The 13,392-nt window shown below is 70.1% G+C and carries 8 protein-coding genes; 7 read left to right on the top strand and 1 reads right to left on the bottom strand.

The genetic code is table 11. From position 1 onward, the window contains the following. Positions 1–314 precede the first annotated feature (314 nt). From ACIRJP_RS11340 to ACIRJP_RS11360, 5 genes are read left to right on the top strand one after another with little or no spacing between them, the layout of a single operon-like run. Positions 315–1,694: a diaminobutyrate--2-oxoglutarate transaminase family protein gene (locus ACIRJP_RS11340; protein ID WP_404171287.1), complete on the top strand. Its 1,380-nt coding sequence runs from the start codon at positions 315–317 to the stop codon at positions 1,692–1,694. Between the two features lie 29 nt (positions 1,695–1,723). Further along, positions 1,724–3,604: an IucA/IucC family protein gene (locus tag ACIRJP_RS11345; protein ID WP_404171290.1), complete on the top strand. Its 1,881-nt coding sequence runs from the start codon at positions 1,724–1,726 to the stop codon at positions 3,602–3,604. Between the two features lie 44 nt (positions 3,605–3,648). After that, a complete protein-coding gene (locus ACIRJP_RS11350) occupies positions 3,649–4,425 on the top strand; it encodes a GNAT family N-acetyltransferase (protein WP_404171293.1) in 777 nt (258 codons plus the stop codon). 60 nt (positions 4,426–4,485) lie between these two features. After that, positions 4,486–6,384: an IucA/IucC family protein gene (locus ACIRJP_RS11355; protein WP_404171296.1), complete on the top strand. Its 1,899-nt coding sequence runs from the start codon at positions 4,486–4,488 to the stop codon at positions 6,382–6,384. 37 nt (positions 6,385–6,421) lie between these two features. Then, positions 6,422–8,392, top strand: a complete 1,971-nt coding sequence (locus ACIRJP_RS11360) for an ATP-dependent DNA helicase (RefSeq protein WP_404171299.1) — start codon at positions 6,422–6,424, stop codon at positions 8,390–8,392. Positions 8,393–8,487: 95 nt separating this feature from the next. Here ACIRJP_RS11360 and lexA read toward each other — a convergent pair whose 3' ends face one another. Continuing rightward, positions 8,488–9,279, bottom strand: a complete 792-nt coding sequence (lexA, locus tag ACIRJP_RS11365; protein ID WP_266729304.1) for a transcriptional repressor LexA — start codon at positions 9,277–9,279, stop codon at positions 8,488–8,490. Positions 9,280–9,787: 508 nt separating this feature from the next. Between lexA and nrdR the strand changes: the two genes are divergently transcribed. Then, entirely contained in the window at positions 9,788–10,300 is a 513-nt protein-coding gene (nrdR, locus tag ACIRJP_RS11370; protein ID WP_404171303.1) for a transcriptional regulator NrdR, read from the top strand. 159 nt (positions 10,301–10,459) lie between these two features. Next, positions 10,460–13,348: a vitamin B12-dependent ribonucleotide reductase gene (locus ACIRJP_RS11375; protein WP_404171306.1), complete on the top strand. Its 2,889-nt coding sequence runs from the start codon at positions 10,460–10,462 to the stop codon at positions 13,346–13,348. The last annotated feature ends 44 nt before the right edge of the window (positions 13,349–13,392 follow it).

Here is a 13,392-nt window from a genome sequence, read left to right on the forward strand (position 1 = left end):
GGGACTTCGTAACTCAACACTTCTGTACTGCACCGCGGTACTGCTCCGAGCCACCTGCTCCGAACAAGCTGCGGACTCCCGGACAACTTCCCGAGGTCCGGTGCCGCCCCCACTATGCCGGTGCCGATGGGGACGGCGAGCGGCAGGGCCGCGGTTCCGCCCCCGCAAGGATCTTCCGATCTACCCGTGCTCCGCCGCGTACGGCGTCGTTGGTACGGGCGAGGGACTCGGGAGAAGCGTTCATCCCCGCAGTCCGTCCGTGCGCCGACGTACTGATGTGCAACGCAACCGTTACAGCGGGAGGACCAACAGCCGTGGCCGTGACCGAACCAGCCCCGGTGGCAGCACCGGCCGTGCACGAGGGGATCCTGCGCCGCCAGTCGCTGCGCGAATCCGCCGCCCGTACCTATGCGCGTTCACTGCCGATCGTGCCGGTGCGGGCCCGTGGGCTGACCATCGAGGGCGCTGACGGGCGGCGGTACCTCGACTGTCTCTCCGGAGCCGGCACCCTGGCGCTCGGCCACAACCACCCGGTGGTCCTGGAGGCGATCAAGAAGGTCATCGACTCGGGTGCGCCGCTGCACGTGCTCGACCTCGCCACCCCGGTCAAGGACGCCTTCACCACGGAGCTGTTCGCCAGCCTGCCGCGGCAGCTCGCCGGCAACGCCCGGATCCAGTTCTGCGGACCGGCGGGCACGGACGCGGTCGAGGCGGCGTTCAAACTGGTCCGCGGAGCGACCGGCCGCAGCGGCCTGCTCGCCTTCACCGGCGCCTACCACGGGATGACGGCGGGTGCCCTCGCCGCCTCGGGCGGCGCCGAGGACGTACGGGTGACCAGGCTGCCTTTCCCCCGGAACTACCGCTGCCCCTTCGGCGTCGGCGGCGAGCGCGGCGCGGAGATCGCCGCCCGGTGGACCGAGAACCTCCTGGACGACCCCAAGGGGGGCACCCCGGCACCGGCCGGGATGATCCTCGAACCGGTGCAGGGGGAGGGCGGAGTGAACCCCGCCCCCGACAGCTGGATGCGCCGGATGCGCGAGATCACCGAGGCCCGCTCCATCCCCCTGATCGCCGACGAGGTCCAGACGGGCGTCGGACGCACCGGTGCCTTCTGGGCGGTCGAGCACAGCGGCATCGTGCCCGACGTGATGGTGCTCTCCAAGGCGATCGGCGGTTCCCTCCCGCTCGCTGTGATCGTCTACCGCTCCGAACTCGACACCTGGCAGCCGGGCGCCCACGCCGGCACCTTCCGGGGCAACCAGCTCGCGATGGCGGCGGGCACCGCCACCCTCGCCTTCGTACGGGAGAACGGCCTCGCCGAGCGCGCCGCGATCCTCGGAGCCCGCATGCTCGCCCGCCTCCAGGCGCTCGCCACCGACCACCGCACCATCGGTGACGTACGCGGACGCGGCCTGATGATCGGGATCGAGCTGGTCGACCCGGACGCCGCGCCGCCCGGCGGCAGCCCGGAGCCGCCGCCCGCCCCCGCCCTCGCCGCCGCTGTCCAGCAGGAGTGCCTGCGCCGCGGGCTCATCGTCGAACTCGGCGGACGCCACTCCACCGTCGTGCGTCTCCTCCCTCCCCTCACGCTCACCGACGAACAGGCAACAGCGGTCGTGGACCGCCTCGCCGACGCCCTGGCAGCCGCCGAGCGCCTGCCGCACCACCGCACCACGACCGGGTCGCTCCGCTGACGCCGGACACCTTCACAAGAAAGACCGCCGTGAACCCCACCCCCACCCACACGCCCCAGGCTGACGGCTCGTCCCCCACCCAGCAGCTCGCCGGCCCACTCGTCGTCGAACAGTCCACCGTGCCGCGCCAGATGACGGCACCGCACGACGAGTGCCGCACCCCGAAGTCCTCGGCCACCGGCAGGGCGGCGGCCGACCCGCTCGACCACCAGGACCCGCTGCGGGCCGCCGACGCGGCGGGCACGGAGAACCTGCTGCGCTGCTGGGTCCGGGAAACCGGCCTGTCCGGGCCGGACGGGCGCACACTCCGCATCCCCCTCCCCGCCAGCGGCACGGCCCTGCTCGTCCCCGTCCTCTACTGGTCGGCCACGGGCTGGCACCGCTTCGGTGCGCCCGTCCTGGAGGGGGCGCCCGAAGGCGCACCGCCCGCCGACGCCGTCACGATCGCCGCGCTGCTGGGCCGCGAGGCCGGCCGCGACGAGGGGGCCGACATGGTGGCCCGGGTCGCCGATTCGGTACGGCGTACCGCCGGATTCATCGCCGAGCGGCGCCGCGCCCCCCACGCCCCGGCCGAAGCGGACCTCTTCCTCACCGCGGAGCAGTCGCTTCTGCTCGGCCATCCGCAGCACCCCACCCCCAAGAGCCGCGAAGGGCTCTCCGAAGCCGAATCGCGCCTCTACTCGCCCGAGTCGCACGGCTCCTTCGCGCTGAACTGGATGGCTGTCGACCGGTCCGTCCTGGCCACCGACTCCGCCTGGACCGACGGAGGCCGCCCGGTCCCGGCCACGGAGCTGATCACCGCCCACGCCCAGGGACTGGACCTTCCCGACGACACCGCACCGATTCCGCTCCACCCCTGGCAGGCCCGCGAACTGCGCCACCGTCCCGAAGTGGCCGCCCTGCTCGACGCCGGACTCCTCCAGGACCTGGGACCGCACGGCGAACGCTGGCACCCCACCTCCTCCGTCCGCACCGTGCACCGGCCCGGCGCCCAGGTGATGCTCAAGCTCTCCCTCGGCGTCCGCATCACCAACTCCCGCCGAGAGAACCTCCGCAAGGAACTCCACCGCGGAGTGGAGGTCCACCGGCTGCTCCGCAGCGGGCTCGCCACGCAGTGGCACGCCGCCCATCCGGGCTTCGACATCGTCCGCGACCCCGCCTGGCTCGCCGTCGACGGCCCGGACGGCGAACCCGTCCAGGGACTCGACGTGGTGCTCCGCCACAATCCGTTCGGGCCGCTCGACGACGCGGTCTGCATCGCGGCCCTGACCTCTGCCCGCCCGTGGCCGGGCAGGTCGGGCATGCACTCACGCCTCGCCGGGATCGTTCACTCCCTGGCCGTCACCACCGGACGGACCGTGGGCGCGGTTGCCACAGAGTGGTTCCTGCGCTATCTGGACCGCGTGGTGGGCCCCGTGCTCTGGCTCGACGCCCACGCGGGCGTCGCCCTCGAAGCCCACCAGCAGAACACCCTGGTCCTGCTCGACCCCGAGGGCTGGCCCGTAGGCGGCCGGTACCGCGACAACCAGGGCTACTACTTCCGCGAGTCCCACCGCGCGGCGCTGGATCACCGGCTCGCCGGCATCGGATCGGTCAGCGACACCTTCGTCTCCGACGAGGTCACCGATGAACGCTTCGCCTACTACCTCGGCATCAACAATGTGTTCGGCCTGATCGGAGCGTTCGGCGCCCAGCACCTCGCCGACGAACGCGTACTCGTCGCGGCCTTCCGCCGGTTCCTCGGCCCGGCCGCCGCCATGGGCTCCCCGCTCCCCACGCACCTGCTGGAAATGACCCACCTGCGGTGCAAGGCCAACCTGCTGACCCGGATGCACGGCCTGGACGAACTGGTCGGCCCGGTCGACACCCAGTCCGTCTACGTGACCATTGCCAACCCCCTGTGTGCCTGAAGGAACATGGTTACCGCCTGAACCGCCGAGAGGAGAGCGACACTGTGGCTCCCGCCGATGCGCACACCGACGCCGGGACCGGCCATGCCCCGCAGGCCGACACAGGCGCCGAGGACACCCTGGACCTGGAGCTCTCCGAAGAAATCCTCGCGCTGTTCGGGGAGGACCCCCCGGACACCGCGTCACCCGTCCCGGGCGGCGCGGGCCCGGCGGCGCGCGCCCGCCCGGCCGTCAGCAGGGCGGCCGCCTCCGACCTGCTCGACCACCCGGCCGACTGGCGACCGGTCACCACCCCGGCCGGGGTCTTCCAACTCGTCCCCGTACGGCTCGAACGCGATCTCGCCGTAGTGACCCGCTGGATGAACGACCCGGCCGTCGCGGCCTTCTGGGAGCTCGCCGGACCGGAAGCCGTCACGGCCGCCCATCTGCGCCCCCAGTTGGAGGGCGACGGGCGCAGCGTCCCCTGCCTCGGCGTGCTGGCCGGCATCCCCATGAGCTACTGGGAGATCTACCGGGCCGATCTCGACCCGCTGGCACGCCACTACCCGGCCCGTCCGCAGGACACCGGAATCCACCTGCTCATCGGTGGTGTGCACAACCGCGGACACGGCGTCGGCACCACCCTGTTGCGGGCCGTCGCCGACCTCGTGCTCGACAACCGCCCCCGGTGCGCACGCGTTGTCGCCGAGCCCGATCTGCGCAACACCCCGTCCGTCTCAGCATTTCTGAGTGCCGGTTTCCGCTTCTCCGCAGAACTCGAACTTCCCGAAAAAAGGGCCGCCCTGATGGTCCGCGAACGAATCCATCGTGCCCAACTGTGAACGAACGGCTGCCTCATTCACCCCACTCGAACCCCATCGGTTCCGTCCCGAGGAGTCCCCGTGCCGAAATATCCCGCGAGCCATGATTCAGCGGAGTCCGCCGAGCTGCTCAGTACGCCAGAACTGAACCGGACGGTCTGGGACCGAGCCGCCGCCCGACTGCTCGCGAAGATGCTCGGCCAATTCGCCTACGAAGAAGTCATCGAACCGGTCGCGCAGGCCGGCGGAGACGATACGTACACCCTCGCACTCGACGACGGGAAAACCCTCGTCTTCCGGGCCCGGCGGGGAGTGTACGGAAGCTGGCGCGTCGTCCCGGACTCGATTCTGGAAATGCCGGGGAGCGCGCCCGGGACGCCGGACGGCGCGAGGCCCGACGGCGGCCCGGCCACCGAGCCGGGCGCCGGGGCCGTGCCCTTCGGCGACCCGCTCCAGTTCCTCGTCCGCGCCCACCGCCGCCTCGACATCGACGGCGCCACCCTCGGACACCTCATCCGCGAGATCACCACCACCCTCACCGCCGACGCCCGGCTCGACCACACCGCGCTCCCCGCCGCCCGCCTGGCCGAACTCGACTACGCCGAGCTGGAAGGCCACCAGACCGGCCACCCCTGGCTCGTCGCCAACAAAGGACGCCTCGGGTTCTCCGCCGCCGACGCCGCCCGCCACACCCCCGAGGCCCGCAGGCCCCTCACGCTGCCGTGGATCGCGGTCTCCACGAGGATCGCCGCCTACCGCGGGGTGGCCGCCCTGGCTGGCCCGGAGCGGCTGTACGCGCAGGAGCTCGACCCGACGGTCCGCGACTCCTTCGCCGCCGCGCTCCGTACCCGCGGCCTCGATCCCGACAGCTACCTCTTCCTTCCCGTGCACCCCTGGCAGTGGGACGAATGGATCGTTCCGGTCTTCGCCCCCGCCATCGCCGCCGGTGACATCGTCGCGCTCCACCCCGACCCGGACCTCAGGCTGCCGCAGCAGTCCATCCGCACCTTCAGCAATGTGGCCCGCCCCGACCGGCACACCGTCAAGCTGCCGCTGTCGGTCCTCAACACGCTGGTCTGGCGCGGACTGCCCACCGAACGCACCCTCGCGGCCCCCGCCGTCACCGCCTGGGTCCACGGCCTGCGCGACCAGGACGCTTTCCTGCGCGACACCTGCCGGGTCATCCTGCTCGGCGAAGTGGCCTCGGTGACGGTCGAGCATCCGCTCTACGACCACCTTCCCGAGGCCCCGTACCAGTTCAAGGAGATCCTCGGCGCGATCTGGCGCGAACCCGTCCAGCCGCGCCTCGCACCCGGCGAGCGGGCCCGCACCCTCGCCTCGCTGCTCCACACCGATCCGCGGGGCCACGCCTTCACGGCCGAGCTCGTCGCCCGCTCCGGGCTGACCCCCACCGTCTGGCTGACGCACCTCTTCGCCGCGCTGCTGCCGCCGCTGCTGCACTTCCTCTACCGGTACGGCACGGTCTTCTCCCCGCACGGCGAGAACGCCATCGTGGTCTTCGACGACCGGGACGTACCGGTGCGCCTGGCGATCAAGGACTTCGTCGACGACGTGAACATCAGCGCCCGCCCGCTGCCGGAGCACGAGTCGATGCCCGAGGACGTCCGCCGGATCCTGCTCACCGAGGAACCCTCCTTCCTCACACAGTTCATCCACTCCGGGCTGTTCATCGGGGTGTTCCGCTTCCTCTCCCCGTTGTGCGAGGAACAGCTGGGGGTTCCGGAGGCCGATTTCTGGTCACTCGTCCGGGCCGAGATCCTGCGCCATCACGCCCGCTTTCCCGAGCTCAAGGAGCGGTTCGAGATGTTCGACCTGCTGACACCCCGCATCGAGCGACTCTGTCTGAACCGCAACCGCCTGCACGTCGACGGATACCGGGACCGCCCCAAGCGCCCGCACGCGGCCATCCACGGGACCGTTCCCAACCCGCTCCACCCCGCCGCCGGTGTCCGGGAGTGACCCTGTTGTCAGTGACGCCCCGTACGCTGGTCGGGCTATGACGAAGCCATCCCTCCCCGAGCTCCTGCACGCCGCCGTGACCGCCGTCGGCGGTACGGAACGACCTGGTCAGGCCGCCATGGCCGAGGCCGTCGCAGCGGCCGTCGACGACAATTCGCATCTGCTCGTCCAGGCCGGCACCGGCACGGGCAAGTCCCTCGGCTACCTGGTGCCCGCGCTGGCGCACGGGGAGCGGGTCGTGGTGGCCACGGCGACGCTGGCGCTCCAGCGCCAGCTCGTGGAGCGCGATCTTCCGCGCACGGTCGACGCCCTGCATCCGCTGCTGCGCCGACGCCCCGATTTCGCCATGCTCAAGGGGCGGTCCAACTACCTCTGTCTGCACCGGCTCCACGAAGGGGTGCCGCAGGACGAGGAGGAGGGGCTCTTCGACCAGTTCGAGGCCGCCGCCCCGTCGAGCAAGCTCGGTCAGGACCTGCTGCGGCTGCGGGACTGGTCGGACGACACCGAGTCCGGTGACCGCGACGACCTCACGCCCGGAGTCTCCGACCGTGCCTGGGCACAGGTCTCCGTCTCTTCCCGCGAATGCCTGGGCGCCAGCAAGTGCGCGTACGGCGCGGAGTGCTTCGCCGAACTCGCCCGGGAGCGGGCCAAGCTCGCCGATGTCGTCGTCACCAATCACGCCCTCCTCGCCATCGACGCCATCGAAGGCGCGCCGGTGCTCCCGCAGCACGAGGTGCTGATCGTCGACGAGGCCCATGAGCTGGTCTCCAGGGTCACCGGAGTGGCCACCGGCGAGCTCACCCCCGGCCAGGTCAACAGGGCGGTGCGCCGGGCGGCGAAGCTGGTCAACGAGAAGGCCGCCGACGCGCTGCAGAGCGCGTCGGAGGGTTTCGAACGGGTCATGGAGCTGGCGCTCCCCGGCCGTCTGGAAGAGGTCCCCGAGGACCTCGGCTATGCACTGCTGGCTCTGCGCGACGCCGCGCGCAACGTGATCTCGGCCCTGGGCGCCACGCGCGACAAGTCCGTGCAGGACGAGGACGCCGTGCGCAAGCAGGCCCTGGCAGCGGTGGAGACGATCCACGGCGTCGCCGAGCGGATCACCCAGGGCTCGGAGTACGACGTCGTCTGGTACGAGCGCCATGACCGCTTCGGCGCCTCCCTGCGGGTCGCACCGCTCTCCGTCTCGGGACTGCTGCGGGAGAAGCTCTTCACCGAGCGGTCCGTCGTCCTGACCTCGGCCACGCTCAAACTCGGCGGGGATTTCAACGGGGTGGGGGCCTCGCTCGGCCTGGCTCCCGAAGGCACCGCGGGCGATGACCTTCCGCAGTGGAAGGGGCTCGACGTCGGCTCGCCGTTCGACTACCCGAAGCAGGGCATCCTGTACGTCGCCAGGCATCTGGCCACACCGGGGCGGGAGAGCTCCCGCACCGACATGCTGGACGAGCTCGCCGAGCTGGTGGAGGCGGCGGGCGGGCGCACCCTCGGGCTGTTCTCCTCGATGCGGGCGGCTCAGGCCGCCGCGGAGGAGCTGCGCGGCAGGCTGGACAAGCCGATCCTGTTGCAGGGCGAGGAGACGCTGGGCGAGCTGATCAAGAACTTCGCCGCCGACCCCGAGACCTGCCTCTTCGGCACGCTGTCGCTCTGGCAGGGCGTCGATGTGCCGGGCGCCAGCTGCCAGCTGGTGATCATGGACCGGATCCCGTTCCCCCGCCCCGACGATCCGCTGATGAGCGCACGCCAGAAGGCGGTCGAGGAGGCGGGTGGCAATGGATTCATGGCCGTCGCGGCGACGCACGCCGCGCTGCTGATGGCCCAGGGAGCGGGCCGGCTGGTCCGGGCCACGGGCGACAAGGGCGTAGTCGCCGTGCTCGATCCGCGCCTGGCCAACGCCCGGTACGGCAGCTATCTCCGGGCCTCGCTGCCCGACTTCTGGTACACCACCGACCGGAACCAGGCGCGCCGCTCACTCGCGGCGATCGACGCGGCGGCCAAGGCCGACGGCAAGTAGTCGGGTGCCCGGCTCCGCCTCGGATGCCTGACGGCACGGGCAGGACCCCGGGATCGGCGCAGTGGATCCCGGGGCCCGGTCGGAGACGGCGGGTTTCACACCCGCCGCAGCACGGCCACCACCTTGCCGAGGATGGTCGCCTCGTCGCCCGGGATCGGCTGGTACGCGGAGTTGTGCGGGAGCAGCCAGACATGGCCGTCCTCCCGCTTGAAGCGCTTGACCGTGGCCTCGCCGTCCAGCATGGCCGCCACGATGTCGCCGTTCTCCGCGACGGGCTGGCGGCGCACGGTGACCCAGTCGCCGTCGCAGATCGCCGCCTCGATCATCGAGTCACCGACGACCTTGAGCACGAACAGCTCGCCGTCACCGACGAGCTGGCGGGGGAGCGGGAAGACGTCCTCGACCGACTCCTCGGCGAGGATCGGGCCGCCGGCGGCGATCCGGCCGACCAGCGGCACGTACGACGCCGCGGGCTTGCCGGTCGTGTCGGTGGGCTGCGAACTGGGCTGGTCCGAACCTCGGACCTCGTACGCCCGCGGGCGGTGCGGGTCGCGGCGCAGGAAACCCTTCCGCTCCAGGGCCATCAGCTGATGGGCGACGGAGGACGTGCTGGACAGCCCCACCGCCTGACCGATCTCCCGCATCGAAGGCGGATAACCACGCCGCTGCACGGAATCCCGGATCACCTCGATCACCCGCCGCTGCCGGTCCGTGAGCCCCGAGCTGTCCGCCCGGATTCCAGGAGGTCGGCCGGGCAATGAGCGCGCTGGGCGCGGCTCTGGCCCCTCCATGTTCGTGACTGAGTCATTCATGGCATGCACCGGCTCGAATCGGCTCTGGGAGCGGTCCTGGGCAGTGATGGTGGCACTGTCAGCGGTGGTGGTCACGTCGGCCCCTCTCGAATGGTCTCCCTAGCTGGACAACGGTAGTAGCTTTCGAAAGGTTGCGCCAAACACACGTTCGAGTGAAAAACGAATAAAAGTCTGCCGCGTGTTCTCTGCCGGGTGTATGTGCGATGCCTGGGGGTTCGGACCGGACCGTGATCCGGTTTTTCACCGTAGTGGCCGTCGGTGCGGCACTGCCGTGCGGGGTGTCCGTCGGGCCGTTGTTCGAGTCCGACAGCCGGGGCCCCGTAATCCTGGTGGCCGGACCGTTCCCGTAACCTCGTACACGGCCGTACGCTGCCTGCCGGTCGCTCGTGATGCGCGACACGCGGTAGGGCCGAATGCGCACCCAAACCCAAGATCTAGTGGTTGGATTGTTCCAGCCACCCAGAAGTTGTGGTCCCTGGTCCGCCGGGGGTGTGGCCATCGCCTATGCTTGTGACAGCTTCGAGGGGCCCCGGCGGGCCCTGGAGAGGCTATTCAGTCGTGCTGTGAAGGAGGGTTGGGAGCCATGCACTGCCCCTTCTGCAGGCACCCCGACAGCCGGGTCGTCGACAGTCGCACCACCGACGACGGCACGTCGATCCGACGCCGCCGCCAGTGCCCCGACTGCTCCCGCCGTTTCACGACGGTGGAGACCTGTTCGCTGATGGTGGTGAAGCGCAGCGGCGTGACCGAACCCTTCAGCCGCACCAAGGTCATCTCGGGTGTGCGCAAGGCGTGCCAGGGGCGGCCGGTCACCGAGGACGCCCTCGCCAAGCTCGGCCAGCGGGTCGAGGAGGCGGTGCGCGCCACCGGCAGTGCCGAGCTGACCACTCACGACGTGGGCCTGGCGATCCTCGGCCCCCTGCAGGAACTCGACCTCGTCGCGTACCTGCGCTTCGCGTCCGTGTACCGGGCGTTCGACACACTCGAAGACTTCGAGGCCGCCATCGCGGAACTCCGTGAGCGGCGGCCACGCGTGGAAGAACGCGGGAGGGGCGAGATCCTTGAGGTCTCCGTTCCCGCCGTCGCCGCCGACTGATCGGCACCGGCCGACCGACACGGTTCCTTGGATCGGCGGCCGGGCGGCTTCAAGACCTGCTCCGGGCGCTCTGCGTGGCGTCCGAGGCATCAGAGACAGACTGTGCCCCGGGAAGTTCTGGGCACTTCAGGGTGTTTTTGCCCACATATGGGAGGCGGCATGACAGAGACGGCGAGCGGCCCGGCACGAGGTTCCCGAGCCAAGGGAGCCAAGTCGAGCAAGGGTCTGCGTATCGAGCGCATCCACACCACCCCCGGCGTACATCCGTACGACGAGGTGGCGTGGGAGCGCCGTGACGTCGTCATGACCAACTGGCGCGACGGCTCGATCAACTTCGAGCAGCGTGGCGTCGAGTTCCCCGACTTCTGGTCGGTGAACGCGGTCAACATCGTCACCAGCAAGTACTTCCGCGGGGCCGTCGGCACCCCGCAGCGCGAGACCGGTCTGCGACAGCTGATCGACCGGATCGTGAAGACGTACCGCAAAGCCGGTGAGGACCACGGCTACTTCGCCTCTCCCGCGGACGCCGAGATCTTCGAGCACGAGCTGGCATACGCCCTCCTGCACCAGATCTTCAGCTTCAACTCGCCGGTCTGGTTCAACGTCGGAACGCCCCAGCCGCAGCAGGTCTCCGCCTGCTTCATCCTGTCCGTCGACGACTCCATGGAGTCGATCCTCGACTGGTACAAGGAAGAGGGCATGATCTTCAAGGGCGGTTCCGGCGCCGGCCTGAACCTCTCCCGTATCCGCTCCTCCAAGGAGTTGCTCTCCTCCGGTGGCAACGCCTCCGGTCCGGTCTCCTTCATGCGCGGTGCAGACGCCTCCGCCGGAACGATCAAGTCCGGTGGTGCCACCCGGCGCGCGGCCAAGATGGTCATCCTCGACGTCGACCACCCCGACATCGAGAACTTCATCGAGACCAAGGTGAAGGAGGAGGAGAAGATCCGCGCCCTGCGCGACGCGGGCTTCGACATGGACCTGGGCGGCGACGACATCACGTCCGTCCAGTACCAGAACGCCAACAACTCGGTCCGCGTGAACGACGAGTTCATGAAGGCCGTCGAGTCCGGCGGCAAGTTCGGGCTGCGTGCCCGGATGACCGGTGACGTCATCGAAGAGGTCGAGGCCCAGTCCCTCTTCCGCAAGATGGCCGAGGCGGCCTGGGCCTGCGCCGACCCGGGCATCCAGTACGACGACACCATCAACGCCTGGCACACCTGCCCGGAGTCCGGCCGGATCAACGGCTCGAACCCGTGCTCCGAGTACATGCACCTGGACAACACCTCGTGCAACCTCGCCTCGCTGAACCTGATGAAGTTCCTCAAGGACGACGGCAAGGGCAACCAGTCCTTCGAGTCCGAGCGCTTCGCCAAGGTCGTCGAGCTGGTCATCACCGCGATGGACATCTCCATCTGCTTCGCGGACTTCCCGACCCAGAAGATCGGCGAGAACACCCGCGCCTTCCGCCAGCTCGGCATCGGTTACGCCAACCTCGGCGCCCTGCTGATGGCGACCGGCCACGCCTACGACAGCGACGGCGGTCGCGCCCTCGCCGGTGCCGTCACCTCGCTGATGACCGGCACCTCGTACAAGCGCTCCGCCGAGCTCGCCGCGGTCGTCGGCCCGTACGACGGCTACGCCCGCAACGCCGAGCCGCACCAGCGCGTCATGAAGCAGCACGCCGACGCCAACGCCGCGGCCGTCCACATGGACGACCTGGACAACCCGATCTGGGCCGCCGCGACGGAGGCCTGGCAGGACGTGATCCGGCTCGGCGCGAAGAACGGTTTCCGCAACGCGCAGGCCTCGGTCATCGCGCCCACCGGCACCATCGGCCTCGCGATGTCCTGCGACACCACCGGCCTCGAGCCCGACCTCGCCCTGGTCAAGTTCAAGAAGCTGGTCGGCGGCGGCTCGATGCAGATCGTCAACGGCACCGTCCCGCAGGCCCTCCGCCGCCTGGGCTACCAGGAGGAGCAGATCGAGGCGATCGTCGCCCACATCGCCGAGCACGGCAATGTGATCGACGCCCCCGGCCTGAAGACCGAGCACTACGAGGTCTTCGACTGCGCGATGGGCGAGCGTTCCATCTCAGCGATGGGTCACGTGCGCATGATGGCCGCGATCCAGCCGTGGATCTCCGGCGCGCTTTCCAAGACGGTGAACCTGCCGGAGACGGCCACCGTCGAGGACGTCGAAGAGGTCTACTTCGAGGCGTGGAAGATGGGCGTCAAGGCGCTCGCGATCTACCGCGACAACTGCAAGGTCGGCCAGCCCCTCTCCGCGAAGACCAAGGAGAAGGAGGCGGTCACCGCCAAGGCCGAGGAGACCATTCGTACCGCGGTCGAGAAGGTCGTCGAGTACCGCCCGGTCCGCAAGCGCCTCCCCAAGGGCCGTCCAGGCATCACCACCTCCTTCACGGTGGGCGGCGCCGAGGGCTACATGACCGCCAACTCCTACCCCGACGACGGTCTCGGCGAGGTCTTCCTGAAGATGTCCAAGCAGGGCTCCACCCTCGCGGGCATGATGGACGCCTTCTCCATCGCCGTCTCGGTCGGCCTGCAGTACGGCGTCCCGCTGGAGACGTACGTCTCGAAGTTCACCAACATGCGCTTCGAGCCGGCCGGCATGACGGACGACCCGGACGTGCGGATGGCGCAGTCGATCGTCGACTACATCTTCCGCCGCCTCGCGCTGGACTTCCTGCCGTTCGAGACCCGCTCGGCGCTCGGAATCCACTCGGCCGAGGAGCGTCAGCGCCACCTCGACACGGGTTCGTACGAGCCCTCCCTCGAGGACGAGGAGCTGGACGTCGAGACCCTGGCCCAGTCCGCCCCGGTGCGGACGGAGCCGCTGAAGGCGGTGGCCGCGGTGCAGGAGGCGGAGAAGCCCGCACCGAAGACCGCGCACACCTCGGCGGAGCTCGTCGAGATGCAGCTCGGCATCAGCGCGGACGCGCCGCTCTGCTTCTCCTGCGGTACGAAGATGCAGCGCGCCGGATCCTGCTACATCTGCGAAGGCTGCGGCTCGACCAGCGGTTGCAGCTGACCGGCAGCGCGACCGCGCCGGACACACCGTTGCGCACGGTGTGT

Origin of the sequence: Streptomyces sp. NPDC102437 (assembly GCF_044765565.1) — a bacterium.
In the GTDB taxonomy this organism is placed as follows: Bacteria; Actinomycetota; Actinomycetes; order Streptomycetales; family Streptomycetaceae; genus Streptomyces.

Bases quoted from the DNA above. Each gene is read 5' to 3' on its own strand.
- ACIRJP_RS11360 (WP_404171299.1), top strand. From the start codon at position 6,422: ATGACGAAGCCATCCCTCCCCGAGCTCCTGCACGCCGCCGTGACCGCC.
- nrdR (WP_404171303.1), top strand. From the start codon at position 9,788: ATGCACTGCCCCTTCTGCAGGCACCCCGACAGCCGGGTCGTCGACAGT.
- ACIRJP_RS11375 (WP_404171306.1), top strand. From the start codon at position 10,460: ATGACAGAGACGGCGAGCGGCCCGGCACGAGGTTCCCGAGCCAAGGGA.